The sequence below is a fragment of the Ruegeria sp. BHSA163 genome (genome assembly GCF_059613365.1).
On sequence record NZ_JBXWSJ010000018.1, the window covers coordinates 39,135 to 64,726 of the forward strand.

Annotated in this window: 25 protein-coding genes and 1 pseudogene; 17 read left to right on the forward strand and 9 right to left on the reverse strand. The window is 53.8% G+C overall.

Annotation, left to right across the window (positions count from 1 at the left end):
* Window positions 1-25: 25 nt before the first annotated feature.
* A pseudogene (locus AC2FNV_RS10285) lies at window positions 26-1,539 on the forward strand (YifB family Mg chelatase-like AAA ATPase).
* On the opposite strand, the gene gshB reads toward AC2FNV_RS10285, so the two are convergent.
* From gshB to rsmI, 3 genes are all read right to left on the reverse strand, one after another.
* Window positions 1,536-2,468 carry a glutathione synthase gene (gene gshB, locus AC2FNV_RS10290; protein WP_170475069.1) on the reverse strand — a complete coding sequence of 311 codons (933 nt, stop codon included), beginning with the start codon at window positions 2,466-2,468 and terminating at the stop codon, window positions 1,536-1,538. The pseudogene AC2FNV_RS10285 and the gene gshB overlap by 4 nt on opposite strands.
* Before the next feature lie 61 nt (window positions 2,469-2,529).
* The gene (locus tag AC2FNV_RS10295) at window positions 2,530-2,901 is read right to left on the reverse strand and encodes a YraN family protein (RefSeq protein ID WP_170606068.1); all 372 of its coding nucleotides are present in this window, start codon (window positions 2,899-2,901) and stop codon (window positions 2,530-2,532) included.
* A complete protein-coding gene (rsmI, locus tag AC2FNV_RS10300; protein ID WP_170475064.1) occupies window positions 2,894-3,760 on the reverse strand; it encodes a 16S rRNA (cytidine(1402)-2'-O)-methyltransferase in 867 nt (288 codons plus the stop codon). The genes AC2FNV_RS10295 and rsmI overlap by 8 nt, the downstream gene beginning before the upstream one ends.
* A gap of 88 nt (window positions 3,761-3,848) precedes the next feature.
* Here rsmI and AC2FNV_RS10305 point away from each other — a divergent pair, with 88 nt between their 5' ends.
* Genes AC2FNV_RS10305 through murJ form a run of 3 tightly spaced genes read left to right on the forward strand, consistent with a single transcriptional unit; the run spans window position 3,849 to window position 9,338 of the window.
* Window positions 3,849-5,021: a penicillin-binding protein activator gene (locus AC2FNV_RS10305; protein WP_170475061.1), complete on the forward strand. Its 1,173-nt coding sequence runs from the start codon at window positions 3,849-3,851 to the stop codon at window positions 5,019-5,021.
* Window positions 4,981-7,800 (forward strand): [protein-PII] uridylyltransferase, encoded by a 2,820-nt coding sequence (locus tag AC2FNV_RS10310; RefSeq protein WP_496773197.1) that lies wholly within the window; start codon window positions 4,981-4,983, stop codon window positions 7,798-7,800. The genes AC2FNV_RS10305 and AC2FNV_RS10310 overlap by 41 nt, the downstream gene beginning before the upstream one ends.
* Window positions 7,797-9,338, forward strand: coding sequence for a murein biosynthesis integral membrane protein MurJ (gene murJ, locus AC2FNV_RS10315; RefSeq protein ID WP_170606066.1), 1,542 nt, complete (start codon window positions 7,797-7,799; stop codon window positions 9,336-9,338). Before AC2FNV_RS10310 ends, murJ begins: the two co-directional genes overlap by 4 nt.
* A gap of 7 nt (window positions 9,339-9,345) precedes the next feature.
* Here murJ and AC2FNV_RS10320 read toward each other — a convergent pair whose 3' ends face one another.
* Entirely contained in the window at window positions 9,346-10,032 is a 687-nt protein-coding gene (locus AC2FNV_RS10320) for a rhomboid family intramembrane serine protease (RefSeq protein ID WP_170606063.1), read from the reverse strand.
* Between the two features lie 85 nt (window positions 10,033-10,117).
* On the opposite strand from AC2FNV_RS10320, the gene trpS reads away from it, so the two are divergent.
* The 13 genes from trpS to AC2FNV_RS10385 all read left to right on the forward strand — a co-directional run bounded on the left by trpS (window position 10,118) and on the right by AC2FNV_RS10385 (window position 21,663).
* A complete protein-coding gene (gene trpS, locus AC2FNV_RS10325) occupies window positions 10,118-11,146 on the forward strand; it encodes a tryptophan--tRNA ligase (RefSeq protein ID WP_170606061.1) in 1,029 nt (342 codons plus the stop codon).
* 68 nt (window positions 11,147-11,214) lie between these two features.
* The gene (locus AC2FNV_RS10330) at window positions 11,215-12,078 is read left to right on the forward strand and encodes a branched-chain amino acid aminotransferase (protein WP_170606058.1); all 864 of its coding nucleotides are present in this window, start codon (window positions 11,215-11,217) and stop codon (window positions 12,076-12,078) included.
* Between the two features lie 72 nt (window positions 12,079-12,150).
* Window positions 12,151-12,606 (forward strand): universal stress protein, encoded by a 456-nt coding sequence (locus AC2FNV_RS10335; protein ID WP_170475042.1) that lies wholly within the window; start codon window positions 12,151-12,153, stop codon window positions 12,604-12,606.
* 10 nt (window positions 12,607-12,616) lie between these two features.
* Window positions 12,617-13,210, forward strand: coding sequence for a 2-hydroxychromene-2-carboxylate isomerase (locus tag AC2FNV_RS10340; RefSeq protein WP_170606056.1), 594 nt, complete (start codon window positions 12,617-12,619; stop codon window positions 13,208-13,210).
* A 69-nt stretch (window positions 13,211-13,279) separates the two neighbouring features.
* Window positions 13,280-13,843 (forward strand): NifU family protein, encoded by a 564-nt coding sequence (locus tag AC2FNV_RS10345; RefSeq protein ID WP_170475038.1) that lies wholly within the window; start codon window positions 13,280-13,282, stop codon window positions 13,841-13,843.
* Window positions 13,833-14,423: a tRNA (adenosine(37)-N6)-threonylcarbamoyltransferase complex dimerization subunit type 1 TsaB gene (gene tsaB / locus AC2FNV_RS10350; RefSeq protein WP_170606053.1), complete on the forward strand. Its 591-nt coding sequence runs from the start codon at window positions 13,833-13,835 to the stop codon at window positions 14,421-14,423. Before AC2FNV_RS10345 ends, tsaB begins: the two co-directional genes overlap by 11 nt.
* Complete coding sequence (locus AC2FNV_RS10355) at window positions 14,420-14,833, forward strand: GNAT family N-acetyltransferase (RefSeq protein ID WP_170606051.1); 414 nt, start codon at window positions 14,420-14,422, stop codon at window positions 14,831-14,833. Before tsaB ends, AC2FNV_RS10355 begins: the two co-directional genes overlap by 4 nt.
* A gap of 156 nt (window positions 14,834-14,989) precedes the next feature.
* Window positions 14,990-15,988 carry a BMP family lipoprotein gene (locus AC2FNV_RS10360; protein ID WP_170606048.1) on the forward strand — a complete coding sequence of 333 codons (999 nt, stop codon included), beginning with the start codon at window positions 14,990-14,992 and terminating at the stop codon, window positions 15,986-15,988.
* A gap of 90 nt (window positions 15,989-16,078) precedes the next feature.
* Window positions 16,079-17,608, forward strand: coding sequence for an ABC transporter ATP-binding protein (locus AC2FNV_RS10365; RefSeq protein WP_170606046.1), 1,530 nt, complete (start codon window positions 16,079-16,081; stop codon window positions 17,606-17,608).
* Between the two features lie 3 nt (window positions 17,609-17,611).
* A complete protein-coding gene (locus tag AC2FNV_RS10370) occupies window positions 17,612-18,706 on the forward strand; it encodes an ABC transporter permease (protein WP_170606045.1) in 1,095 nt (364 codons plus the stop codon).
* Complete coding sequence (locus AC2FNV_RS10375) at window positions 18,706-19,716, forward strand: ABC transporter permease (protein ID WP_170606043.1); 1,011 nt, start codon at window positions 18,706-18,708, stop codon at window positions 19,714-19,716. The genes AC2FNV_RS10370 and AC2FNV_RS10375 overlap by 1 nt, the downstream gene beginning before the upstream one ends.
* Window positions 19,717-19,978: 262 nt before the next feature.
* Window positions 19,979-20,896, forward strand: a complete 918-nt coding sequence (locus tag AC2FNV_RS10380; RefSeq protein ID WP_170606041.1) for a sulfite exporter TauE/SafE family protein — start codon at window positions 19,979-19,981, stop codon at window positions 20,894-20,896.
* 2 nt (window positions 20,897-20,898) lie between these two features.
* Entirely contained in the window at window positions 20,899-21,663 is a 765-nt protein-coding gene (locus AC2FNV_RS10385) for a TIGR02186 family protein (RefSeq protein ID WP_496773201.1), read from the forward strand.
* Window positions 21,664-21,666: 3 nt separating this feature from the next.
* Here AC2FNV_RS10385 and AC2FNV_RS10390 read toward each other — a convergent pair whose 3' ends face one another.
* The 5 genes from AC2FNV_RS10390 to AC2FNV_RS10410 all read right to left on the reverse strand — a co-directional run bounded on the left by AC2FNV_RS10390 (window position 21,667) and on the right by AC2FNV_RS10410 (window position 25,583).
* Window positions 21,667-22,395: an SDR family oxidoreductase gene (locus AC2FNV_RS10390; RefSeq protein ID WP_170606037.1), complete on the reverse strand. Its 729-nt coding sequence runs from the start codon at window positions 22,393-22,395 to the stop codon at window positions 21,667-21,669.
* Window positions 22,392-23,924, reverse strand: coding sequence for an ATP-dependent DNA helicase (locus AC2FNV_RS10395; protein WP_170606035.1), 1,533 nt, complete (start codon window positions 23,922-23,924; stop codon window positions 22,392-22,394). The genes AC2FNV_RS10390 and AC2FNV_RS10395 overlap by 4 nt, the downstream gene beginning before the upstream one ends.
* A 60-nt stretch (window positions 23,925-23,984) precedes the next feature.
* Window positions 23,985-24,623 carry an acyl-homoserine-lactone synthase gene (locus AC2FNV_RS10400; RefSeq protein ID WP_170606033.1) on the reverse strand — a complete coding sequence of 213 codons (639 nt, stop codon included), beginning with the start codon at window positions 24,621-24,623 and terminating at the stop codon, window positions 23,985-23,987.
* An 83-nt stretch (window positions 24,624-24,706) separates the two neighbouring features.
* A complete protein-coding gene (locus tag AC2FNV_RS10405; RefSeq protein ID WP_170606031.1) occupies window positions 24,707-25,426 on the reverse strand; it encodes a helix-turn-helix transcriptional regulator in 720 nt (239 codons plus the stop codon).
* The gene (locus AC2FNV_RS10410; protein ID WP_170605771.1) at window positions 25,365-25,583 is read right to left on the reverse strand and encodes a hypothetical protein; all 219 of its coding nucleotides are present in this window, start codon (window positions 25,581-25,583) and stop codon (window positions 25,365-25,367) included. Before AC2FNV_RS10410 ends, AC2FNV_RS10405 begins: the two co-directional genes overlap by 62 nt.
* Window positions 25,584-25,592 lie beyond the last annotated feature (9 nt).

Here is a 25,592-nt window from a genome sequence, read left to right on the forward strand (position 1 = left end):
CAATCAGGTTCGAAGCGGAGGAAACATGGTAGCTCGCGCCCATACAGTCGCGTTCCAAGGTGTCGATGCCCGGCCAGTTGAAGTGCAATGCGCCGTCTAGCCGGGCCTGCCTGCATTTTCGATTGTCGGCCTGCCTGACAAAGCCGTCTCGGAGGCTCGTGAAAGAGTGCGCAGTGCCCTTAGTTCGATGGCCATTGCGCTTCCTTCCAAGCGGATCACCATAAACCTTTCTCCTGCCGACCTCCCCAAAGAGGGCAGCCATTTCGATCTACCGATCGCAGTCGCATTGTTGTCAGCCCTCGAAATCATCCCGTCTGAAGCAGCAGAAAGTGCCGTTGCGCTTGGTGAACTTTCTTTGGATGGGTCATTGGCACCCGTTGTCGGCGCCCTACCCGCCGCCATGACTGCGGCCACTGAAAATCGCATCTGGTCTGTCCACGCGCCTCGAGCGCCGAGGCGGCCTGGGTCGAAGCCACACAAGTGATTGGAGCAGGTTCGCTTGGTGATGTTGTGCGCCATTTCTCTGGGCAGTCTCCTCTGGAGGTCGCCCAACCAGGAGAGGTCAGGTTAGCGCAGGGCGAGCGCGATCTGCGAGACGTGAGAGGACAGGAGCGAGCCAAGCGAGCGTTGGAAATTGCTGCGGCGGGGCGGCACCACTTGATCATGACCGGAACACCGGGTTCAGGAAAATCTATGTTGGCCGCGCGTCTTCCGGGTATCTTACCCCCACTCTCGCCCGCCGAAGCCCTCGAAACCTCGATGATACACTCGTTGTGCGGGCTGCTCGATGAAGGCGGTATCAGTCGCGCGCGACCGTTTCGGGAGCCTCATCATACCGCCTCGATGGCGGCCATTGTCGGTGGCGGCAAGGGAGCCAAACCCGGCGAGATTTCTCTGGCTCATAATGGTGTTCTGTTCATGGACGAATTTCCAGAGTTTCCGCGCACCGTGTTGGAAACGCTGCGCCAGCCGATCGAAACAGGTGAAGTCATGGTCGCACGGGCAAATGCTCATGTGAAATACCCATGCCGATTCATGCTGGTCGCGGCTGCCAATCCCTGCAAATGCGGATACTTGACTGATCCGTCCCGCGCTTGTTCCCGGGCGCCAGTCTGCGGTGAAGACTATCTTGCCCGAATATCTGGTCCGCTGATGGACCGATTCGACCTGCGGATTGAGGTTCCGCCTGTTAGCTTCACGGATCTGGATCTACCACCGTCAGGCGATACTTCTGCAGTGGTGGCTAAACGCGTTGAAAAAGCCCGCGTTATTCAGGCTGATCGGTTTAGGAACATCCCTACCGCGCGACAAAACGCGGACGCCGAGGGTAAATTACTTGAAGAAGTCGCGGCATTACAAAACGAGGGTAAAGAATTACTGATACAGGCAGCAAACCGTTTCGGCCTCTCCGCTCGAGCGTTTCACCGAATAATGCGGGTCGCGCGCACTATCGCAGATCTTGAGGGCACCATCGACATCCAGCGGCACCACGTGGCCGAGGCGCTGAGCTTTCGCATCAGCGCCCAGATTGCAGTTTAGAGTTTAGCCTCGATTGCATCCCAGATCTTCCCCGCAACATTTACGCCATCGAACCGCTCCAATTCCTGAATGCCAGTTGGCGACGTCACATTTATCTCGGTCAGATAGTCTCCGATCACGTCGATTCCGACGAAAATCTGTCCCTTTTCCTTCAACAGAGGGCCAATTGCAGCGCAAATCTCCAAATCTCTTTCCGAAAGGCTAATCTTTTCAGGCCGTCCTCCAACATGCATGTTGGACCTGGTTTCCCCTTCGGCCGGAACACGATTGATCGCACCGACAGGTTCACCGTCGACTAAAATGACACGCTTGTCGCCGTTACTGACATCAGGCAGGAATTTCTGAACAATTAAAGGTTCTCGCGAAAAGCCCGTGAAAAGTTCGTGCAGCGAAGTCAGGTTTCGATCGTTTGCATCCAAACGGAAAACCCCTGCACCCCCATTCCCATAAAGAGGCTTCAGAATCACATCGCCATGCTTTTCCTTAAACGCTTTGATGGTGCGCAGATCCCGCGCAATCGTTGTCGGCGGCGTCAGTTCGGGGAAATCCAGCACCAAGAGTTTTTCCGGGTAGTTTCTAACCCAAAATGGGTCGTTAACGACCAAAACCTTATCCCGAAGCCTGTCCAGTAAATGCGTCGAGGTTATGTAGTGCATGTCGAACGGAGGGTCCTGACGCAACCAAACCACATCAAATTCGCCAAGATCGACTTCGTGTTCAGGGCCCAATATTGCGGGGTCGCCAGCAACCCGCTGAATTGTCATTTCTTGGGCACGCGCCGTAACTCGCCCTTCCTGATAGGCCAGCTGATCCGGGCCGTAGAAAAACAATTCATGGCCGCGGGCCTGTGCTTCCTCCGCCAGCCGGAATGAACTGTCTGCATCAATGTCCACGGCCCCAATCGGGTCCATTTGAAAGGCGATTTTCATGGCGAGTCCTCTGTCTTAACGCCAGATACATGGCCCACTGTGGCCGGGGGTTCAATGGCGATCAGCCGTGTCCGAAGGCGTTTTCAATAATTTGAACCGCACCAGACGCATCGACTAGGGCTGCATCAAACCTGACATTCGTAAGCTGCCCATCGGGTTCATGCTCCAGAAACTGCGCAGCTGCGGAAACAATGCGCTGAATCTGTCGCGTGTTTATTCTTGCGGCAGCGGCTTCGAAACTACTGCTTTTCTTGACTTCGATGAACACCAGCCCTTCGGTGTCGCGCGCAATCAGGTCGATTTCACCCGCTGCGCCACGCCAACGGCGATGCGCAATGGTAAAGCCTCGGCGTTCATAGTCAGTTGCGACGGCCTGTTCAGCTGCGCGTCCAACAAGATTTGAAACCGAGCCCCGAACTGACCTATTAACCATTTCGTTCCTTTCCCAATTTCAAGGCTTTCTGATAAATCGGGCGGCGCGGTACGTCATACATCTTGGAAACAAGGTCAGCTGCATCCCGGACTGAGTGGGTTTCGAGGGCCTTTGCAAGAGCTTCATCTACTTCCGATTCGTTAACAGATTGCGAATGGCCGCGATCCACCAACAGAACAATTTCCCCTTTGACAGATTTGCCCGTGTATTCTGCGGTTAGGTCGCCCAAGGTGGCTCGCCTCACTTCTTCAAATTTCTTAGTCAATTCTCGACAAATGGCGGCTTTACGATTCTCTCCAAGAACGTGGGAAAGATCCGAAAGACAGGCTGCCAGGCGTTTGGGAGATTCATAAAAAATTAGTGTACCCGGTATTTCGCGCAATGCCTCAATTTTAGTTTTTCTGGCACCCGAGGAATTTGGCAGGAAGCCGGCAAAAAAGAACGCGTCCGTTGGCAGCCCGGCCAGGGTCAGGGCCATCATCGCGGCCGACGGTCCGGGGGCACAAGTGACCAAATGACCTTCTTCCGCCGCCTGTCGTCCAAGATCGTAACCGGGATCGGCGATTAATGGCATTCCGGCTTCTGAGGCATAAGCGACAGACATTCCCTGTTCCAGCGCATCCATGATGCGGTTTCGCGCGCCAACACCGCTGTGATCATGGTAAGCCTGAATGCGCCGACCAGCCAAAGGGACGCCGTGGATCTCCATCAGCTTGCGTAGGCTGCGTGTGTCCTCAGCCGCTATCATGTCTGCCGAAGCCAGCACATCCAACGCCCTGAGTGTGATATCCCGCGCAGTCCCTATCGGAGTAGCGACAAAATACAGGCCGGCGCCCAATCTGATCTTTTGAAAATTCAAAGCTGGACCCTCACAGCATGACGTTTATTATCGCGGCTCAATATAATGGCTGCATCCATGGCCGCCGGATCAAGGAGTTTTCATTTAGATGTTCACTGTTTGCAAGCCTGCCCGCAAACTGACCAAATCGGTTTTGGCCCTAGCCGCAGCGGTGTTTCTAGCCGCATGTGAGCCTGGTGTGAACACCGGCGGTCCGTCGATTGACACATCGGAACCAGTACCTGTTGCGCTTTTAGTACCGCTTGGTTCAGGACAATCCGGAGATGCCGCCTTAGCCCAAAGCCTTGAAAATGCCGCCCGCCTGGCAATGACTGACCTTCCAAATGTCAACATCGACCTGAGGGTGTACGACACCGCTGGCAGCGCTGCAACAGCGTCCGCCGTAGCTCAGCAGGCTGTTGCAGACGGAGCAAAAATCATTCTGGGCCCAGTTTACGCTCAGGCTGCTAATGCAGCAGGGCTGGCTGTATTGAACAACGGTGTGAACGTACTGTCCTTCTCCAACAACACTACTATTGCGGGCGGAAATGTCTTCGTTCTTGGACCGACCTTTGAAAATACTGCCAATCGCCTCGTCAGCTTTGCTGGCCAACAAGGCAAGAGTGGTATGGTTATCGTTCACAGCAACGATGCCTCTGGTCAATTGGGACAAGCCGCAATCGCCGGTGCACTTAGTAACAGCCGTGTGAACAATGCTGGCTCCATTGGCTTCGATCGGTCGCAACAGGGCGTTATTAATGCGGTCCCGTCCATCAAATCCACAATGGATTCCTCGGGGGCAGATTCGATATTCCTGACGGCCACCACGGCTGGCGCCCTTCCGCTTTTCAGCCAACTGCTGCCCGAATCCGGACTGTCCCCGGCAACAACGCAGTATATTGGTCTGACGCGTTGGGACATACCTTCCCAAACGCTGGAGCTTCCGGGCGTTCAGGGTGGTTGGTTCGCCTTACCTGACCCAGCCAAGGCTCAGGCCTATCGCCAACGTTACAACGCCACCTACGGCGAGGCACCGCATCCAATCAGTGGCTTGGCTTATGACGGTATCGCCGCAATTGGTGCGTTGGTTAGCCAGGGTAAATCGAACGCGCTGACAGGTGCCGCTCTGACGCAAAACGCCGGGTTCCAAGGCGTCGGTGGCATCTTCCGTCTGCGCCCGAATGGGACAAATGAACGCGGTCTGGCGGTTGCCACGATCCAGAACAAACAGGTGGTTGTTATTGACTCTGCCCCACAAAGCTTCTCTGGCGCTGGCTTCTGATCAATCCGGTCAAACCCCGCCGTCAACAGGCGCGCTTATATGCCCGGAATACGAGATTTTCGACAGCGCCGGGGTGAATGCCCAGCTTTCGAACGCGTTCGAAGATTGCAAAGACAACACTGAAATGCGTGCAGCAACTGTGCGCATTCTACGTGACGCCCAAAAGACAGGGCGCGGCAACATCGCAGATGCATTTGCCGCCCGTCCCTTTGACGCGCGCCCACTGACGCGGTCGTATACCTTTCTAATGGATAGATTGGTTTGCACCGCGCTCCAGGTTGCAAGCGAACGGCTACACCCGTTGGCCAACCCGACGCGGGGCGAAAAGATCGCTGTTCTGGCGGTTGGCGGATACGGGCGCGGAGAAATGGCCCCTTCCTCGGATGTGGATCTGCTGTTTCTAACGCCATATAAAATCACGGCTTGGGCCGAGAGCGTGATTGAATCCATGCTCTATATCCTTTGGGATTTGCGGCTCAAGGTTGGCCACGCTTCACGCACGACACGGGATTGCCTGCGCCTGGGGGCCGAGGACTTCACGATCCGAACCGCAATGTTGGAGCAGCGCTTTTTGGCAGGCGACAAGCCGTTGGCAGAAGAACTCGAGCAACGCCTCAAGGAAGAACTGTTCAAAGGTAGCGAGAGGGAATTCATCGAGGCAAAATTGCAAGAACGCGAGTCGCGCCACCACAAACAGGGTGAGCGTTACATGGTCGAGCCCAATGTCAAGGAAGGCAAAGGTGGCCTTCGTGATCTTCAGTCCCTCTATTGGATCGCAAAATACATCTATGGCGTCCACGATGTGGCTGAACTGGTGCCGTTGGGTTTGTTCACACCCGAAGAATTCAATGGCTTTGTTGCAGCCGAAGATTTTCTTTGGGCCGTTCGCGCGCACATGCATCTGGTCACTGGGCGGGCTACCGAACAACTGACTTTCGATCTTCAGGTCGAAGTCGCCGAGCGCATGGGTTATGAGGACCGTGCTGGCAGGCGTGCAGTCGAAGTCTTTATGCAACGCTACTTCCGCGAGGCCACCCGAGTGGGCGAGTTGACCCGCATTTTTCTAACCAAGCTTGAAGCCACTCACATCAAAAGCGCGCCATTGCTTGAGCGTATTTTTCGCAGGCGTCCCCGCGTGAAACCCGGTTACAAAATGGTGCATGGCCGTTTGGCCGTAAGTGACCCCGATGAATTCCTCGAAGACCAATTAAACATGCTGCGTCTGTTCGAAGAGGGCCTGCGTACAGGTATGCTGATCCACCCGGATGCGATGCGTTTGGTCACAGCAAATCTGGATCTGATCGATGACGAGATGCGTAAAAACAAAGAAGCGCAGCGTATCTTCCTGGACCTTATGCTGAAACACGGAAACCCAGAGCGCGCCTTGCGCCGTATGAATGAACTGGGTGTTCTTTCGGCGTTTTTGCCAGAGTTTGAACCGATCGTGGCGATGATGCAGTTCAATATGTACCACAGTTACACTGTGGACGAACACATCATCCAGTGCATCGTAAATCTGGCCCAAATTGAACGAGGTGAACTGATCGAGTCCTTGCCGCTTGCATCCTCGATTCTGAAAGAGGGGGTCAACCGCAAAGTGCTTTATGTCGCACTTTTGCTTCATGACATCGGCAAGGGTAGGCCCGAGGATCATTCTATTCTTGGCGCTCAAATCGCCCGCAAGGTCGCCCCGCGGTTGGGGCTGAGCAAGGCAGACTCCGAAACCGTTGAATGGCTGGTGCGCTATCACCTGCTTATGTCGGACATGGCGCAAAAACGCGATATTTCCGACCCACGGACTGTGCGAGATTTCGCCAAAGCGGTCGAGACCGTGAAAAGACTGGATCTGCTGACCGTACTCACGGTTTGCGACATTCGCGGCGTTGGGCCCAACACTTGGAATAATTGGAAAGCTACTTTGCTGAGGGCCCTGCACGCAGAAACCAAACGCGCTTTGGAAACCGGCATGGAAGACCTCAACCGCGCCAACCGCGGTGCCGGTGCCAAAAAGGCTTTGCGCTCAGCACTCGTAGATTGGTCCAAAGCTGACTTAAAAACGGAAACCGGGCGCCACTATGAACCTTATTGGCAGGGCTTAAACGTCTCTACGCATGTTGAGTTTGCCGAGATGCTACGCGCGTTGGAACACAGCGGTGATCCAGGTGACATGGAAGTTCGCCTGCATCCCGACGAAGACCGCGACGCCACACGCGCATGCTTTGCCATGGCGGATCACCCTGGCATTTTCGCTCGAATTGCCGGTGCGCTTGCTTTGGTCGGCGCCAATGTTGTGGATGCACGCAGCTATACAACCAAAGACGGATACGTAACTGATGCATTCTGGGTTCAAGATTCAGACGGACACCCGTATGAAGCCAGCCGGCTGCCTCGATTGAAGCAAATGATCCACAAGACGCTGAAAGGCGAGGTTGTCGCAAGCGATGCGCTTAAGTCCCGAGATAAGATCAAAAAACGCGAGCGCGCCTTCGATGTTCCGACCCACATCACTTTCGACAACGATGGGTCCGAGATTTACACAATAATCGAGGTCGACACCCGCGACCGACCCGGCCTGCTGTATGATCTGACCCGAACGCTTGCAGCGGCAAACGTCTATATCGCCAACGCGGTTATTGCGACCTATGGAGAACAGGTTGTCGACACTTTCTACGTCAAAGACATGTTCGGGCTGAAATATCACTCTGAAAGCAAGCAGCGAGGGCTCGAAGCCAAACTTCGAACGGCAATTGCCGAAGGCGCCGAGCGAGCGGCTTCATGAAACAAATCCGCCTTTTCTCGGGGTTGTTCACGGTTGGCTTCTGGACATTGGCCAGCCGAATACTCGGGTTTTTACGAGAAATCCTGTTAACGGCTTTTATCGGACCGGGGCCGGTCATGGATGCCTTTGTCGCCGCCTTTCGTCTGCCCAACATGTTTCGTCGCTTCTTTGCAGAGGGCGCGTTTAACGCAGCCTTTGTTCCCATGTTCTCTAAAAGATTGGAGGCGGAGGAAAACGCACGGGAATTTGCGCAGGATGCTTTCAACTTGTTGGCTGTCGCGGTGCTTGCGTTAGTCGGATTGGCCATGTTGTTCATGCCGGCACTGGTATGGCTAACGGCCGAAGGTTTTTACGGCGACGAACGGTTCGATATGGCCGTCGACTACGGTTACATCGTCTTTCCGTATATCCTTTTCATGTCTTTGGCAGCATTGTTTTCGGGCGTTTTAAATGCGACTGGACGCTTTGCCGCCGCCGCAGCCGCGCCAGTTTTGTTGAACATTTTCGCCTGCGCTGCACTTGTTTTCGGTGCAATGTCCGGAGGCGAAGTGATCCGCTGGCTGATCGCGGTTATCCCGCTTGCTGGGGTTGCTCAGTTAACTTTGGTTTGGGTGGCGACTGAGCGTGCAGGAATTCGAATTCGCCCGGGGCGACCGCATCTCAGCCCCGAGATGCGCAACATGGTGCGCATCGCGATACCAGCAGCGTTGGCTATGGGCGTTACACAAGTCAATCTTGTGGTTGGACAACTCGTTGCCTCGAAAACCGAAAAAGCCGTCAGTTGGTTGTTTGCCGCCGACAGGATGTATCAGCTACCTTTGGGAGTGGTTGGAATTGCCGTCGGTATCGTTCTGCTGCCTGACCTTTCCCGGCGCCTGCGTGCTGACGACAAAGACGGCGCGCGCAACGCCCTATCACGAGCAGGAGAGTTCACGCTTCTTTTGACTATTCCTTCGACCGTCGCATTTGTCGTCATCCCCTACCCTCTGGTCTCGGTCCTTTTTGAGCGGGGAGCCTTTAGTCCTGAAGACACAACCGCAACGGCTCTGGCTGTGACGATATACGGTTTAGGGTTGCCTGCTTTCATGCTTCAAAAACTGCTGCAACCGCTGTTTTTTGCGCGTGAAAATACCCGAGCGCCATTTCACTACGCTGTCGGAGCCATGATTATAAACGCGTCGCTGGCATTTGGTCTTTATCCTATTGTTGGATGGATTGCGCCGGCCATCGCGGCCTCAGTCGCAGGATGGGCGATGGTCGCGCTGCTTGCTTTTGGTGCGCGTCACATGGGGGATGAAGCCCGTTTTGACCAGCGTTTCAAAGACCGTGCCTGGCGGATCGTGGCCGCGTCGTTGGGGATGGGTGCCGTTCTTTTCACAGCAGTTCAGGGGTTCGGCTGGGCATTTTCTGTACCGGGGTGGCGCTATTTGGCGCTGCTTCTGTTGATTACAGTCGCTGCAGCCGCCTATTTCTTTCTCGGACACTTGCTTGGCGCGTTTAAAATATCCGAGTTCCGAAGGGCTCTGCGCCGCAGTTGAACGCTAGTTAGTCCCTGCGTATGCGCTCGACAATTCGCTCCCACGCCCCTGGTGCCAAAAAGAAAGACAAGGCAAATCCTGTGGCAAAACCGCCCAAATCAGCCACCCAATCGGAAGTACCGCCGAAAATTAGCCCAAACAGCAACTGGATAGCCATTAATACTGCAATAAGCTGAAACGCGCGGGCCTGATTTTCACCAACCAATGATAGTTTGCGCCACAACAGCCAAGTGAACGCACCGATCAGCCCATAGACAGGGGGGAACCCGCCGATCAGCGGGTGTCGCGGGTCAAGCAATAAAGCATAGGCGAGCGCACCGCCAACCCCCGACAAAACAAAAATGATCAGCATCGGAAACCCGCCAAAAACTTCGCCAACCATTTTGCCCATAGCCAAAACAAAAACGCAGACGAAAATAGCCTGGGTGAAACTGCCCGATACAAACGGATATGTTATAAAGCGGATCACATGTTCCACAGGCCAGCGGCCATTTTCGATCATCCAGTTAAAAATATCTGGTGAAAAGGAATAAAGCTGTATCGCTTCCAAACGCCATCCCACAGCGGACGGCCCTCCGACAATACCACGCGAACCAAGGGTGAATGCCAGTTCGATCCCAAGGATGAAAAGAACCAGAGCTATCACGACGGGCGGCAGGGGATTCACAGGGGGTGTGTAATGCTCGCTGCTCATTGGGCGGCCTTTCGCGGCTGTTGACGTCCCTTTGCCTCATGGGTAAGCGACGGAGGCCAATTTTTCCAGACGGGAGTTTCCATCGATGACCGAATCCAAATTCACGCCGCGCGTGTTTTCCGGCATTCAGCCTTCGGGGAACCTGCATCTTGGTAATTACCTTGGTGCGCTGAAGCGGTTTGTGGACATGCAAGGGCCCGACATGGAAACGGTCTACTGCATGGTAGATCTTCACGCGATCACTGTCTGGCAGGACCCTAAGGAATTGATGCATTCCACCCGAGAATTGTGTGCAGGCTTTATCGCGGCCGGAATCAACCCTGAACAATCAATTCTGTTCAACCAAAGTCAGGTTCCGGAACACGCACAATTGGCCTGGATTTTCAATTGTGTCGCCCGGATGGGTTGGATGCAACGCATGACGCAGTGGAAGGACAAGGCCGGTAAAAACCAGCAGAACGCTTCGTTGGGACTGTTTGCTTATCCATCGCTGATGGCGGCTGATATACTGGTATATCATGCCACTCATGTGCCTGTGGGCGAGGATCAGAAACAACATTTGGAACTGACACGCGACATTGCAATCAAGTTCAACAATGACTTTGGCGTCGATTTTTTCCCGATTACGGAACCCGTGATCGAAGGTGCGGCTACGCGGGTTATGAGTCTGCGGGACGGCTCCAAGAAAATGTCCAAATCCGACGCCTCGGACATGAGCCGGATCAACATGACCGACGATGCGGAAACGATCGCCAAGAAAATCCGCAAGGCAAAAACGGACCCTGATGCCCTGCCTTCTGAGGTTGAAGGGCTGGAGGAACGTCCCGAAGCACGCAATTTGGTGAACATATACTCAGCGCTAAGCGATCAGACGCCCGAACAGGTTCTAGCAGAAGTCGGCGGCAAACAGTTTGGTGAGTTCAAACCGATGCTTGCCGATCTGGCCGTAGCAAAGCTTTCGCCGATTTCCTCGGAAATGGCACGATTGATGAACGATCAGGCTGAAATTGACCGCATTCTGGCCCGCGGGGCCGAGCGCGCGCGTCAGATCACGGTACCTATCCTGCGCCAGACTTACGAAATCGTTGGCATGGTGGGCGCTGGTCAAAACTGACCTAGCGACAATCTGCTGGACCAAGCTGGCTGGCCCCCATAGGGTTCAGCCATAAGTGGGAGGTCATCATGGCAGTCGGCAAGAATATCAGGACCTATTTTCAGGGCCAATGGCATAACGGAGATGCCCCGATCATGCGGGCGGCTGACCACGGTGCTTGGCTTGGGTCTTCTGTTTTCGACGGTGCCCGATATTTTGAGGGGATGGCCCCGGATCTGGAGGCACATTGTGCACGTGTGAACCGTTCGGCAGAAGCTCTGATGCTGACCCCAACTGTGACAACTGAACAGATGTTGGAGATTGTGCGCGAAGGGTTGCAGTCTTACTCCTCGGATACCGCCGTCTATATCCGCCCGATGTACTGGGGTATCGATGGCGACCCAACTGCGATCGTCCCGCGGGAAAACAGCACTGGGTTTGCAGTTTGTCTGGAAGAGATTCCGATGGCGTCGGAAACCGCAACAACCACGCTTACAACGACGCGGTTTCGCCGTCCGGTCCTGGAGTCGGCAGTTGTGAATGCCAAAGCCGGATGTCTTTACCCCAACAATGCAAGGATGCTGCAAGAAGCCAGATCAAAGGGATTTGCCAACGCGTTGGTGGCAGACGCAATGGGCAACGTGGCAGAAACTGCGACCGCGAACATCTTTATGGTCCGCGATGGCGAAGTATTCACCCCTACACCAAATGGCACTTTTCTCGCTGGCATAACACGAGCCCGCCACATCGAAAATCTTCGAGCGGACGGCGTTACTGTGCACGAGTCAGTACTGAGATTTGAAGATTTCCACGCTGCAGACGAAATCTTTATGTCAGGGAATATGAACAAAGTAACACCAGTAACTGCGTTGGATGACACTCAATATCAGGTTGGCCCCGTTGCCCGCCGCGCTCGGTCGCTGTACTGGGACTGGGCCGCAAGCGACAGATGAACCGACCACACCCGTTTCGGTTGCCACCCAACAATCAGTCGGGCATGATCCCCTGAAATAACGAGGACAACAATGCGTAAGTTCTTAGTGGTTTTGGATGACAGCCGCGAATGCCTGAATGCAATGCGTTTTGCGGCCATGCGCGCCGCGCATACTGGCGGCGGAGTCACGGTCCTTTCTGTAATCCCGCCAGACGAATTCAATCATTGGATTGGCGTTGCCGAAGTAATGCGTGAAGAAGCGCGTGAACGAATCCATGCACACTACGAAGTTTTTGCGAAATGGATGCGCGACAAACAGCACGTTGAACCTGAACTTGCCATCCGCGAAGGTGACCCGGTTGCTCAGATTATTGAACATGTTAATTCGGACCCCGAAATTGGCGTGCTGGTTCTTGGGGCAGGAACGGAAAAGAAAGGCCCGGGACCGCTGATCACACAGCTGACCAAAAATTCAGGAAGCCTGCCTATTCCCATCACAATTGTTCCGGGCGATCTTAGCAAAGAAAAACTGGAAGAGATCACCTAAAGAGGTTTGGATGGGCGCGCAGCTTCAGTTTTGGTTCGATTTTGCATCCACCTATTCTTACCTCAGCACCATGCGGATCGAACAGGCAGCTTCGTCCAAGAAGGTCAAAGTTGCGTGGCAGCCCTTCCTGCTAGGACCTATTTTTGCGGAACAAGGTTGGAACAACTCACCGTTCAATCTGTATCCCGCCAAAGGGCGTTATATGTGGCGGGACATCGAACGTTTGTGCGACGAACGCGATTTGCCCCTGCAACGTCCGGGAACCTTCCCGGCAAACAGTTTGAAAGCTGCTCGGCTCTGCCTTGCAATGCCCTCACATGTCGAGCGCGCTAACTTTGTCCGGACGGTTTTCGAGGCAGAGTTCGGATCTGGGCTCGACATCTCGGATAATGCTGTATTGACGGACTGCCTGATTGCCGCTGGAGCCTCTGCGGAGCATATGGGGCGCACCCGGGACGAGGACGTAAAGGCCGCTCTGTTTGAGCAGGTGGCGCGGGCCAAGTCACTGGGCATCTTTGGCGCACCCAGTTTTGTGGTCGGGGAGGAGCTATTCTGGGGTGACGACCGCTTGGATGCCGCGATTTCCTATGCGGCTTCAATTTAGAACCGTTCCAATTCTTGACTTCCTCCGGTCCCGAGCGCATATCTGTGGCAACCAAAACGGAGCTGTTCCATGTTTATCCAGACCGAATCTACCCCGAACCCGGCCACGCTAAAGTTCTTGCCCGGCCAGACGGTTCTGGACGCAGGTACAGCTGACTTTCCATCAGCAGAGGCTGCGGAAAAATCTCCTTTGGCGGCGCGCATATTTTCAGTGAATGGTGTGACCGGCGTGTTTTTCGGGAACGATTTTGTGACCGTGACCAAAGCAGAAGACGTGCAATGGGATCACATAAAACCCGCAATTCTTGGCGCAGTGATGGAGCATTATCAATCGGGCCAACCTGTGATGGGTGCCGACGCACAAACCGAATCCGGTCATGCCGAACATTCGGGCGAAGATGCCGAAGTTGTGAATCAAATCAAAGACCTGTTGGACAGCCGTGTCCGCCCTGCGGTCGCGCAGGACGGTGGCGACATAACCTTTCATGGCTTTGACCGAGGCGTTGTTTATTTGCACATGCAGGGGGCTTGCGCAGGCTGCCCTTCCTCGACCCTGACACTAAAAATGGGGATCGAAAACTTGTTGCGGCATTACATTCCCGAAGTGACCGAGGTACGCCCGGTTGCCGTCTAAGACAACAATTTTGGCGTTTGATACTTCGGCCGCGCATTGCGCGGCCGCTTTGCTACGTGGCACCGAAATTCTAGCGTCCCGGGCGGAGGCAATGCAGCGCGGACAAGCCGAACGCCTTATGCCACTGCTTCAGGAAATTCTGTCAGATGCGGCACTCGCTTGGAATGACTTGGACGCCGTCGGAGTTGGAACAGGGCCGGGCAACTTTACGGGTATCAGAATCTCAGTTTCAGCGGCCCGCGGGTTGGCCTTGGGCCTAAATGTCCCTGCTGTTGGCGTAACGGGATTTGAAGCCCTTGCAGATTTGGCACCGCCTGCGTGTTTACCAGCAATTAATGGACCTAGGGATTATGTTTATGTGCATCCCGAAAATACCGAGCCGTGCCTGGCAAATCGTGACGAGGCCAATGCTTTTGGCTCGCTCTTCTTTTGCTCTGACCCAGAGTTACACGTTCAGGCAATTGCTCGAATCGCGGCGAATCGTTGGTCCGATGTGACAGCTCCTCCCGCTCCGTTTTACATCCGACCAGCTGACGCAGCGCCGTCAAGCCACATTCCTCCGGTGCTTTTGGACGAATGACTCCGCGTGATATGGCAGAAACCCATGCTGCAGCTTTCACGCAGTCTCGTGCTTGGACCGCCGCTGAGTTCACCGATCTTTTAACAAATAAGTTCACCCACACGGTTGGTGTTGCGGAGTCTTTTGCCGTATTTCAGGTGGTTGCCGACTCGGCAGAGTTGCTAACCATCGCCACACACCCAAGTCATCAGAGGCAAGGTTTAGCCCAATCAATTATGGCGAAATGGCACGCACAGGCGCATAAATTAGGCGCCACAAATGCGGTTCTGGATGTTGCTGCAGATAATAAACCTGCCATTTCATTGTACGAACGTTGCGGTTACATTAGATGCGGAACACGCCAAGCATATTATTTACGCGAAAACGCACCAAACATGGACGCCGTCGTTATGCGGCGCAGTTTGCCTTGAGACCACGCCTCGTTTTTGGACCATATGGTCAAAAATGTATTGACCCTCAGTGTTGCAAACGCTCTTAATTCCCTCCATCACAACGGTTATGCTCGCTCTGAGTGGGTAAACGGGGCTATCTTGGTCCCAGACCGACAAAACCAACGGGAGTAACAAATGACGCTGATGAAATCCTTGATGAGCGCAGCCGCTGCGGTTGCAATGACAGCTGGCGCCGCTCTGGCCGAACCGGCACTGATTTTTGACCTGGGTGGCAAATTCGACAAGTCGTTCAACGAAGCCGCGCATAATGGCGCGCAGCGTTGGGCAAATCAAACCGGCAAATCTTATCGCGAGATTGAGCTTCAATCCGAAGCGCAACGCGAACAAGCACTGCGTCGCTTTGCTGAGGCAGGCGCAAACCCCATCATAACCATGGGTTTTGCCATGGCCGATCCGCTGGCGGCTGTTGCCGGAGATTATCCTGACACCAAATTCGTTGCTGTTGACGTGACATGGCTGGATGCCCCTAATGTGCGCCAGATCGGCTTTGCCGAACATGAAGGTTCGTATCTTGTTGGCATGATGGCGGCGATGGCTTCGCAGTCGGGTACTGTCGGCTTTATCGGCGGTATGGATATTCCGCTAATCCGTCACTTTGGCTGCGGATATGCCCAAGGTGCCAAGGCCGTTAATCCAAACATCAATATCGTGGCCAATATGACAGGTACCACGCCTGCAGCGTGGAACGACCCGGTGAAAGGTTCGGAGCTGACCAAGGCTCAGATCAGCCAAGGCGCTGACGTGATCTATGCGGCCGCAGGCGGCACAGGAGTAGGCGTACTTCAGACCGCGGCCGACGAAGGGATCTTGTCGATCGGCGTGGACAGCAACCAAAATCACCTGCACCCGGGCAAAGTTCTGACCTCAATGCTGAAACGTGTGGACGTTGCGGTTTATGATGCGATGAAGGCCGGGGATGAAGTCGAAACCGGCGTCTTTACTATGGGCCTGGCGCAAGACGGTGTTGGTGTCGCAATAGACGACAATAACGCTGCGCTGGTTTCTGAAGATATGAGCAAAGCGGTTGACAAAGCGCGTCAAGACATCATCGACGGTAACATAAACGTTGTCAGCTATTACGAGAGCGACAGCTGCCCAGCGCTGCAGTTCTGATATCACTTGGGGCGGTGGAGATTCCCTCCGCCCCAAACCTAATCAGCCGCGATATGCTAACGCGTCCCCTTCGGCAATTGAGGACAAGATATGACAGTCCCCGCCATTGAGCTCAAAGGGATTTCCAAAGCCTTTGGGCCGGTTCAGGCTAATAAAGACATCTCCATCAGCGTCGCCCCGGGAACGATCCATGGGATCATTGGTGAAAACGGTGCGGGTAAATCCACGCTGATGAGTATTCTTTACGGATTTTACAAAGCCGATAAGGGCGAGATTTGGATCAATGGCCAAAAGACCGAGATCCCCGACAGTCAAGCCGCCATTGCCGCCGGCATTGGAATGGTTTTTCAACATTTCAAGCTGGTCGAGAATTTCACCGTTCTGGAAAACATTATCTTGGGCGCTGAGGACGGCGGTCTGTTAGCCCCCTCTCTCGCTAAAGCCAGAAAAGAGCTGAAGGACCTGGAAGAAGAATATGAGTTGTTTGTCGACCCAGACAAACGCATCGACGAAATCGGTGTTGGCATGCAGCAGCGCGTCGAAATTCTTAAAGCGCTGTATCGCAAGGCCGAAATTCTTATTTTAGATGAACCAACCGGAGTTCTAACGCCAGCTGAAGCCGACCAATTGTTCCGCATCCTTCATCGTCTGCGGGAAGAGGGGAAAACGATTATTTTAATCACGCATAAGCTGCGCGAAATAATGGAAGCCACAGACACTGTATCCGTAATGCGGCGAGGACAAATGACGGCAACCGTCAAGACTGCCGAGACCAACCCACAAGAGCTCGCCGAATTGATGGTTGGTCGCAAGGTGCTGCTTCAGGTGGACAAAGCGCCCGCAAAACCCGGTAAACCCATTCTCGAGATTGAAAACCTGCGTGTGATAGACGAAGCCGGTGTTGAGCGGGTCAAAGGTATTGATCTGACGGTTCGCGCCGGAGAGATCGTAGGAATTGCAGGCGTCGCAGGAAACGGTCAATCCGAACTGCTTGAGGTGCTGGGCGGAATGCGCCCCGGGCAAGGTTCAATAAAACTTAATGGTGCGCCTTTGGCCTTAAGCGGTACAGGTTCGGACGGGCAGGCGCGACGCGCGCAGCACATTGCCCATGTGCCAGAGGACCGTCAGCGCGAAGGCCTGATTATGGATTTCCACGCGTGGGAGAATGTAGCTTTCGGTTATCACCGTGACCCGGCTTATCAGCGTGGCATCTTTATGGACAATGCAGCCCTGCGTGCTGACACGGAACGAAAGATAGAAAAATTCGATGTACGTCCACCCAATGGGTGGCTCGCGGCTAAGAATTTCTCGGGCGGGAACCAGCAAAAGATTGTTGTGGCGCGCGAAATTGAACGAAACCCGGATCTGCTTCTTGTCGGTCAGCCGACGCGAGGTGTTGATATTGGCGCGATTGAATTCATCCATAAACAAATCGTGGCGCTTCGCGATCAGGGTAAAGCAATTCTGTTGGTATCGGTCGAGCTGGAAGAAATATTCTCGCTTTCTGATCGAATCGCAGTGATGTTTGACGGACATCTCATGGGCGAACGCCTACCTCATGAAACCGACGAAAAAGAACTGGGCCTATTAATGGCCGGAGTAGCGGAAAAGGCCGCGTGAACTATGGATAAAATGCCCAAATGGGCCGATGTAGTGCTGATTCCGGTAATCAGCCTGATATTGGCGGCAGTCCTTTCAGCGTTGGTCATCTTAGCTATTGGCGAAAATCCGGTAGAAGCGGTCAAACTCATGGTGACCGGAGCGCTGGGGTCCACTTATGGTTGGGGCTACACGCTGTATTACGCAACTAACTTTATGTTCACCGGACTGGCGGTCGCCGTCGCGTTTCACGCGCGCATGTTCAATATCGGCGGTGAAGGCCAAGCGATGCTGGGTGGTCTGGGCGTTGCCATAGTCTGCCTTTACGTAGATTGGCCGCACTGGACCATTGCTCTGTTGGCTGCATGTGCTGCATCGATGCTGTTTGGCGCAGCTTGGGCCGCAATACCAGCTTATCTGCAGGCCAAACGCGGCAGCCATATTGTTATTACGACAATCATGTTCAACTTCATCGCAGCAGCGTTCCTGAACTATATGCTGGTCAACGTAATGCGTCCCGAAGGGTCGATGGACCCAGCGACTGCGCGCTTTTCGGAAGCGGTACACCTTCCGACGTTGCACGAATTACTGGCACCAATCGGTATAAACTTTTCCAAGGCCGCTCCAGCCAATGTCTCTTTACTCGTCGCAATAGCGGCTTGTTTTGTGATTTGGGCGCTGATCTGGCGTACAAGACTAGGGTATGAAATTCGGGCTTACGGTCATTCAGAGACTGGCGCGGTCTATGCCGGTATCTCACCCGTACGCATCACGATCGTCGCCATGTTGATTTCAGGGGCTCTGGCCGGCTTGATGGCGATAAACAACGTAATGGGCGAGGCCGAGCGATTGGTTCTCAATTCAACCGAAGGCGCTGGGTTCATCGGAATTGCTGTTGCCCTTATGGGTCGATCTCACCCGTTTGGTGTGTTCCTGGCGGCCATTTTGTTTGGCTTTCTTTACCAAGGGGGCGCCGAGCTTGCGCTTTGGACTTCTATCCCACGCGAGTTGATCGTTGTTATTCAAGCGCTGGTTATCCTATTCACCGGCGCGCTCGACAACATGGTACGCATGCCGCTTGAAAAACTCTTCCTTAGCATGCGGAGAGGGGCGCAGTAATGGATGTGTTTGTCACGATAATCCAGATCCTGGACTCCACTATCCGCCTTGCAACGCCTTTGCTTCTGGCATGTCTTGCCGGACTTTACTCCGAACGGGCGGGAATATTCGACATAGGCTTAGAGGGAAAAATGCTAATGTCGGCCTTTTTCTCAGCCGCCGTTGCCGCTTTGACTGGATCTGTCTGGCTTGGATTATTGGCCGGGATTGCTTCTTCACTGGCATTGTCAGGCCTGCATGGGCTGGCTTCGATTACGTTCCGTGGCAACCAACTGATTTCAGGCGTCGCAATAAACTTTCTTGCAGCGGGAATGACGGTATTGGTAGCGCAGGACTGGTTTCAACAAGGCGGCAGAACACCCTCACTTGTGGGTGGAGGACGGTTTGAATCGGTAGAGTTCCCAATGGCTATTGGTCCTATGGATGCCGAGCTCACAGGACGGTCCGTTTCTGATCTGATGTCAGATGCAAATGTCTTGCATCTGGTATATTCCGAGTTGATCTCGGGGCATTCTATCCTCGTATACATTGCTTTTCTTATGGTCCCGGCAACCTGGTGGATTTTGTTCCGGACCCGGTTCGGGTTGCGCCTGCGGGCGGTTGGTGAAAACCCAGCCGCAGTAGATACAGCCGGTGTCTCTGTTGTTGGGCTTAGGTACGCCGCTGTTGCCATATGCGGAGTGTTGTGCGGCATCGCCGGAGCCTATCTTGCAACCGCCTTGCAAGCCGGTTTCGTTAAGGACATGACCGCAGGCCGCGGGTTCATCGCATTGGCTGCGCTCATTTTTGCGAAATGGCGACCTTGGCACGCAATGTGGGCTTGTTTGTTGTTCGGGCTTTTGCAGGCGATCGCCCTGAGGTTCCAGAATATTGATCTGGGCGGAGTTGTAATCCCGGTTCAGGCAATGGACGCTCTGCCCTACATTCTCACGGTGGTCATTCTGGCCGGGTTTGTTGGTAAGGCAATTCCCCCTCGGGCGGGCGGTGAGCCCTATGTGAAGGAGCGTTGATAGGTCCAGTTTGTGAACTCTTTTCGGTCCTGTCTGCTGCAAAGCAGCATACGGAGTTGATTTTGCATGTCGCAACCGTTCTAAAGGGGTATGGAATCATTTCCTCAAGCTTTGGCATTGCGGAGTCACGCGGTGTGCCTGGCTCGGGATTGGGGTCCGTGGATCTTTGTTGATTTAGCCCCGGGATTTCGTTGATTAAGTATCCAGTCCTCAGAGGCTTTGTCGCACCGACAGGCGCGGCAGTCGCCGTACAGAAGAAACCATGCAGATTTACTTACCGATCGCCGAAGTCTCAGTGAATGCCTTTCTGCTGCTTGGCCTTGGTGGGATGGTAGGTGTTCTTTCCGGCATGTTCGGTGTTGGTGGTGGATTTCTGATGACCCCGCTATTGTTTTTCATCGGCATCCCACCCGCCGTTGCAGTTGCAACAGAAGCCAACCAGATCGTGGCGTCTTCTTTCTCTGGCGTGCTGGCCCATTTCAGGCGACGAACGGTCGACTTTAAAATGGGAACGGTTCTTTTACTGGGCGGTCTGACAGGTGCAGCGCTCGGCGTGGTGATCTTTAACTACCTGAAAAGCCTTGGTCAGGTCGATCTTCTCGTAACGCTCTGCTACGTAGTTTTTCTAGGTATCATCGGAAGTTTGATGTTTATCGAAAGCATCAACGCGTTACGCAAAACCAAGAAGGGTACAACTCCGGTCAAACGGCGACAGCGCGGCTGGGTACACGCAATGCCCTTCAAGATGCGTTTTCGCACGTCTGGCCTTTATATATCGGTCATTCCCCCAATAATTGTCGGTGTCATCGTCGGGGTACTGTCTGCTATTATGGGCGTCGGCGGCGGCTTTATTATGGTTCCTGCCATGATCTATCTGCTCGGCATGCCAACCAAGGTAGTTGTGGGTACGTCGCTGTTTCAGATCATTTTTGTGACTGCGTTTACGACAATGTTACACGCGACCACGAACTATACGGTGGACGTTGTTCTGGCCGTTTTGTTGTTGGTTGGTGGGGTGATTGGCGCTCAAGTCGGGACTGTCATTGGAGCCAGAATGCCTGCGGAACAGCTGCGCGTTCTTCTGGCGGCACTGGTTTTGTTGGTATGCGGCAAACTGGCTTTGGACCTATTACTGCAACCTGCAGAGCTGTATTCGATTGGCGAAGCAGGAGGGCATTGAGCATGATCCGCTTGATAATCGCCCTTTTTTTGCTCTGTAAACCCGTTCATGCGGCGCAGGAACAAGTTGTTCTGGGGCTAAGTCAGGACCGCGTGTCAATCACCGCTGATTTCGACGGCTCTGAGATACTGATCTTTGGCGCCGTAAAGCGCGAAGCGCCGATCCCTGATGGCCCCCCGCTGGAAGTTATTGTATCGGTCGTCGGGCCGTCGGAGCCGGTTACGGTCAGGCGCAAAGAACGAAGGTTTGGCATATGGGTGAATACCGACAGTATCTTAGTTGATCTCGCACCCAGCTTTTATGCCGTTGCTACCTCTGCACCATTTAGTCAGGTTATGACCAACACAGAAGACCTGCGTCATCGCGTATCAATCGGACGGGCTATCCGATCCGTTGGTGCAGACATGAACGTCGAAGGTGCACAAAATTTTGCCGAGGCAGTCATACGCATCCGCGAGAATGAGGGGTTGTATTCCATCCGAGAAAACACGGTCGCCGTAGACGAACAGACATTATTCCGAACTTCGATTGATATGCCTGCCGACTTGACGGAAGGTGATTACCTCGCGCGGATATTTCTGACCCGAGCCGGCCAAGTGGTATCACAATTCGAAACCACTATTGATGTCCGAAAAGTTGGCCTTGAGCGTTTTCTCTACAACATGTCTCGTCAACAACCAGTTTGGTATGGATTAATGTCTTTGGTCATTGCCATCTCAGCGGGTTGGGGTGCGTCTACGGCTTTCCGCTTGTTGCGCGAAAAGTAATCGTCAGCCCCTGCCGATGTAGGGCATGGTTGTCGCCATCACCGTCATGAACTGAACATTGGCTTCAGGCGGCAGGCTTGCCATATGAAGCACCGACCGGGCGGCGTCTTCGACCGCCATAGTGGGATCGGGTGTTCGGTCCTCTGCAACAGCTGCGTCCACTAATCCCTGCACCATTGGCGTTCTGGCGTTGCCTATATCTATCTGACCACACGCGATTCCAAACGTCCGGCCGTCCAATGAGAGACTGCGGGTCAGTCCAGTGATTGCATGCTTTGTGGTGGAATAATGAACCGAGTTTAGCCGTGGAACATAAGCCGCGATAGAACCGTTGTTGATTATTCTACCGCCTTGCGGCGATTGATTTCGCATAATTCGGAACGCTTCGCGGGCACATAGAAACATACCATTCAGATTGACATCTACGGTCTGGTACCAAGCGTCGAGTTCGATTTCGTCAATGGTCCCGCCCGGTTTGAACACACCCGCATTGTTGAACAAAACATCCAGTCGGTCAGCCTGATCGATAAACCCGTTAAACGCAGTTGCGACGGCCGCAGCATCTGTAACGTCAGCGACTAAGGGGATTGCGTTGCTATGGATTGCAGCAATTTCATTGAGTGTTTCTTTGGTTCTCGCCAGAATCCCTACTGTCCATCCTTCAGCAAGAAACAGCTCTGCGGTCGTGCGGCCAATGCCTGAACTTGCCCCGGTTATGATAATGGTTTTCATGTACTTTCAGTCTCCAACGTTAGCGAAACAGCCGGAACTGCGCGTAAATCATCAACACGCAAAGGATGCGTAGGCTTGGAAAGTCGGTTCCGCACAACCCAAATAAGACGTTCCTGCGCTCTAGTAATGGCCACGTATGCCAACCGTTTCCAAAGAGGTTGCCCGGCTTCGGTTCGCCCCATGCGAGCAGCAGCGAATACATCAGGGGCGAACACCTGAACAGTATCCCATTGTGACCCCTGAGCTTTGTGAATGGTCACAGCGGCGCCATGCAAAAATGTTGCCCCCATACGGGCTGCGTATGGTATGAAAGGTTCTTCTTCGTCTGGCTTTTCGATCTGAACAATCGATGCGGCGCTGACCTGCGGATCCTCGGCGCCCATCACATGCAGGCGAGAAAAACCGGGCTTGCGCCCTGGTCCGAGATAGATGACCTGGGCACCCTTGATCAGACCGCGCGCTTCTAGATCCAGTCGTTTTTTGCGGTGTTTCAACGGTAATTCAATGCCGTCACAGATTAGGGGCTCACCCTCCAGCAGCTCAGTTTCCGGGGCACCGTGAACACTGCGAAACGCTTGAATCAAACGAATACGCGTAGCATTTCGCCAAACCAGCACAGGGCTTCGAGCCATCAAATCGACTTCGACCCGCTGGCCCCAAATCACCCTGTCATCCCTTGCGGCCGTTTCCTCGACCAGACGTTCGAAATTTTCGAAACCCATTTCTGGATCCGACAACGCATGGGCGAGATCCAGAATCGGGTTGTCAGCGGTTTGCCTGTGTACGCGATGAAGCGTCAATTTGCGTTGTTCCGGCAGTCCTTCAAATACCATTGATCCTGATTGATTGACCGGAGCCAACTGAGCGGGATCACCGAACAACAACAACGTTGGGAATATCTCTTGAAGGTCTTGGAACTGTCGGTCATCCAACATTGAAGCTTCGTCCACAAAACCGATATCCAGCGGCTCATCCCGCCTTTTCCACCCAATGATAAAATCAGACCCCCGCAACCCCGCCGCAGCCAGCGCTCCTGGGATTGATTTGTTGTTGGAATAAAACGCTGCCGCGCGATCCAAGGCTTCTGCAGTCAATCCCTCAATCTCTGGGCGTTCGTCGTTGCCAGCCAACCATTCGGCGATACGTTCGTAATCGGGGTCGTAAACCGGTGTGTAAAGAATTCGGTGAATGGTCGTTGCTGGAACGCCTCTCAGTCGCAGGACACTCGCCGCCTTGTTCGTGGGGGCCAGTATCGCCAGGCTACGCTTATCTCTGGATTTCCGGCTTTCGAAATCACCCGAAATCAGATTCACTCCGGCGTCTGCCAGTGCCTTGTAAAGCTCTGCCAGCAATAGTGTTTTTCCGGAACCCGCCTTTCCGATGACTGCCATAACGCCGGACTTGCCGTTGCCCGGCAGTTTTAGTAGCGCATCGTCATTGAGGTCCACGCCAGCGGACCGCAGCAACTCGGCAATGCTGTCGTAGGCAACTGCCTGATCTTCCGAAAAGGTGACTGGAGGTAAGGACATGGCGCGACCCTACAGCGACGGAACCACATCGGCCAGACTCGGATTTTGATTTTCCAGATTTTACGCCGTCAATGAAAACCGATGTTGCGCTGTACTGCCAAATGACGTTTTGAACCACAAGCGGGACAACTCACGTGTAACGCCGACCCGCTCGGCAACGCGATTGTGGTCGTCGGTTGAATAGGACCACAAACCAACCGATATCTTTTCACGCCCTTGCCCCTGAGACCCCACTATTACCGGCGACCACCCGATCAATCGATAGATTCGGATCATTCGCGCATCAAACGCACCTACGATATTTGAAAGGCTAAATCCTTCCAGAATTCCGAAGCAGCTCAACATGATTATTCCTGCTGTGTGTGGGCTGGCCGTTCGGGACAAACAAAAGCGCGTCGCTTCCCAGATAAGCGGGCTTCGGACCGGTTGGCCGCCTGTTAAATGGCCGAAAACGTCATTGACCATGACTGGACCAGTGGTAGGAAGCATCCGAAGGGATCCTCCATGGTTTCCGTCCGGCTCCTCCCAGATAACATAAAGTGGATTTAAAACATCATATTGGTCGCGCTCTTCACCTTTTTCATTGACCGTCACATCCCAACCCAATCGGGTTTTGAACTGGTCAGCGCGATCTTTAAACATTCCATCGGCCAGGGCCGGATGCTTATGTAGCTCGTCCGCGTATAAATAGCGCAACATGACTTATCCCCTTGTCGTTCATGCTTGAAGGACAAAGGGGTACGGACACGTAGTTAACTTTCAGTGAGATGATCTCTTGGTAGTTAAACGACTATTAAGCCTCTGCTAAGTGCGGTTGCTATAGCATGCGTTGTGTTATGTGCACCCAATTTAGACCGGGCGCTTTCGATATAAGCACGCAGGGTATGTTCCGAAATTGCAAGAGAGTGTGCGACTTGAGCTCTGCTGTTTCCCAGCGCCAATAATGTCATAGCGTCAATCTCTCGCGGCGAAAGGGCCCCTCGATCTTCCGGCTGCCGGGCGTGTCTGAATTCCAATGCCATTCTATTGAGGAAGTGGGCAATCAAGATCAAATCACGCCCATAGGTCTGGATGAAGCCCTGCCATTCTTCATCCGCGCAGGAATGGTTGATTGTGAACAAGGCAAATTGGCCGTGAGGACCGCGCAGAGGTATCGAATAGCCTTGATTTCCCACGCCATGTGCATGCGCGTCCTTCAAAAAGTCGCGCGCGGACTTACTCGCCCAATTCAGTTGTTTCCAATCCACCGGGTGGAAACGTTGGAAGCAACCCAGAATGACCGGATCGATCCGGTGATAATTCCGTTCCTGGTATCTTTTGACCCAAGCATCGGAGTAAGTGGCGAACCCATATTGGTCACCAGCACTGTCAACCCAATGATAAATTATGTGATCAAGTTCCAGCCCGGAACGCACCCCAACAGTAACATTAGTCAATTCTTCAAGCGTGCCGGTGTTTTCCAAATCCTCCAGGATTTGGCTCAAATTGAATTTTTTTGCCATCCGGGGACGCCCGCGCCTCATCCTGTATGGACGCTATCTCGGCCGCAGCGATCAGGCTGGTGTCAGCCAGCTGTTCGGCAAGCGCGTTCATCCCATTCGCCACAGCAAAGGCGTTGAGGTCCGACAGAACGTCCAGTATCCACTCATTTTTCGCCATTGAGGGTGT

Coding starts and splice junctions, on each gene's coding strand:
- AC2FNV_RS10345 (WP_170475038.1), top strand. CDS start 13,280: ATGTTTATCCAGACCGAATCTACCCCGAACCCGGCCACGCTAAAGTTC.
- AC2FNV_RS10370 (WP_170606045.1), top strand. CDS start 17,612: ATGGATAAAATGCCCAAATGGGCCGATGTAGTGCTGATTCCGGTAATC.
- trpS (WP_170606061.1), top strand. CDS start 10,118: ATGACCGAATCCAAATTCACGCCGCGCGTGTTTTCCGGCATTCAGCCT.
- AC2FNV_RS10395 (WP_170606035.1), bottom strand. CDS start 23,924: ATGTCCTTACCTCCAGTCACCTTTTCGGAAGATCAGGCAGTTGCCTAC.
- AC2FNV_RS10385 (WP_496773201.1), top strand. CDS start 20,899: ATGATCCGCTTGATAATCGCCCTTTTTTTGCTCTGTAAACCCGTTCAT.
- murJ (WP_170606066.1), top strand. CDS start 7,797: ATGAAACAAATCCGCCTTTTCTCGGGGTTGTTCACGGTTGGCTTCTGG.
- AC2FNV_RS10400 (WP_170606033.1), bottom strand. CDS start 24,623: ATGTTGCGCTATTTATACGCGGACGAGCTACATAAGCATCCGGCCCTG.
- AC2FNV_RS10340 (WP_170606056.1), top strand. CDS start 12,617: ATGGGCGCGCAGCTTCAGTTTTGGTTCGATTTTGCATCCACCTATTCT.
- AC2FNV_RS10390 (WP_170606037.1), bottom strand. CDS start 22,395: ATGAAAACCATTATCATAACCGGGGCAAGTTCAGGCATTGGCCGCACG.
- AC2FNV_RS10355 (WP_170606051.1), top strand. CDS start 14,420: ATGACTCCGCGTGATATGGCAGAAACCCATGCTGCAGCTTTCACGCAG.
- AC2FNV_RS10360 (WP_170606048.1), top strand. CDS start 14,990: ATGACGCTGATGAAATCCTTGATGAGCGCAGCCGCTGCGGTTGCAATG.
- AC2FNV_RS10330 (WP_170606058.1), top strand. CDS start 11,215: ATGGCAGTCGGCAAGAATATCAGGACCTATTTTCAGGGCCAATGGCAT.
- gshB (WP_170475069.1), bottom strand. CDS start 2,468: ATGAAAATCGCCTTTCAAATGGACCCGATTGGGGCCGTGGACATTGAT.
- AC2FNV_RS10320 (WP_170606063.1), bottom strand. CDS start 10,032: ATGAGCAGCGAGCATTACACACCCCCTGTGAATCCCCTGCCGCCCGTC.
- AC2FNV_RS10405 (WP_170606031.1), bottom strand. CDS start 25,426: ATGGCAAAAAAATTCAATTTGAGCCAAATCCTGGAGGATTTGGAAAAC.
- AC2FNV_RS10410 (WP_170605771.1), bottom strand. CDS start 25,583: ATGGCGAAAAATGAGTGGATACTGGACGTTCTGTCGGACCTCAACGCC.
- AC2FNV_RS10375 (WP_170606043.1), top strand. CDS start 18,706: ATGGATGTGTTTGTCACGATAATCCAGATCCTGGACTCCACTATCCGC.
- AC2FNV_RS10295 (WP_170606068.1), bottom strand. CDS start 2,901: ATGGTTAATAGGTCAGTTCGGGGCTCGGTTTCAAATCTTGTTGGACGC.
- AC2FNV_RS10380 (WP_170606041.1), top strand. CDS start 19,979: ATGCAGATTTACTTACCGATCGCCGAAGTCTCAGTGAATGCCTTTCTG.
- AC2FNV_RS10365 (WP_170606046.1), top strand. CDS start 16,079: ATGACAGTCCCCGCCATTGAGCTCAAAGGGATTTCCAAAGCCTTTGGG.
- AC2FNV_RS10305 (WP_170475061.1), top strand. CDS start 3,849: ATGTTCACTGTTTGCAAGCCTGCCCGCAAACTGACCAAATCGGTTTTG.
- AC2FNV_RS10335 (WP_170475042.1), top strand. CDS start 12,151: ATGCGTAAGTTCTTAGTGGTTTTGGATGACAGCCGCGAATGCCTGAAT.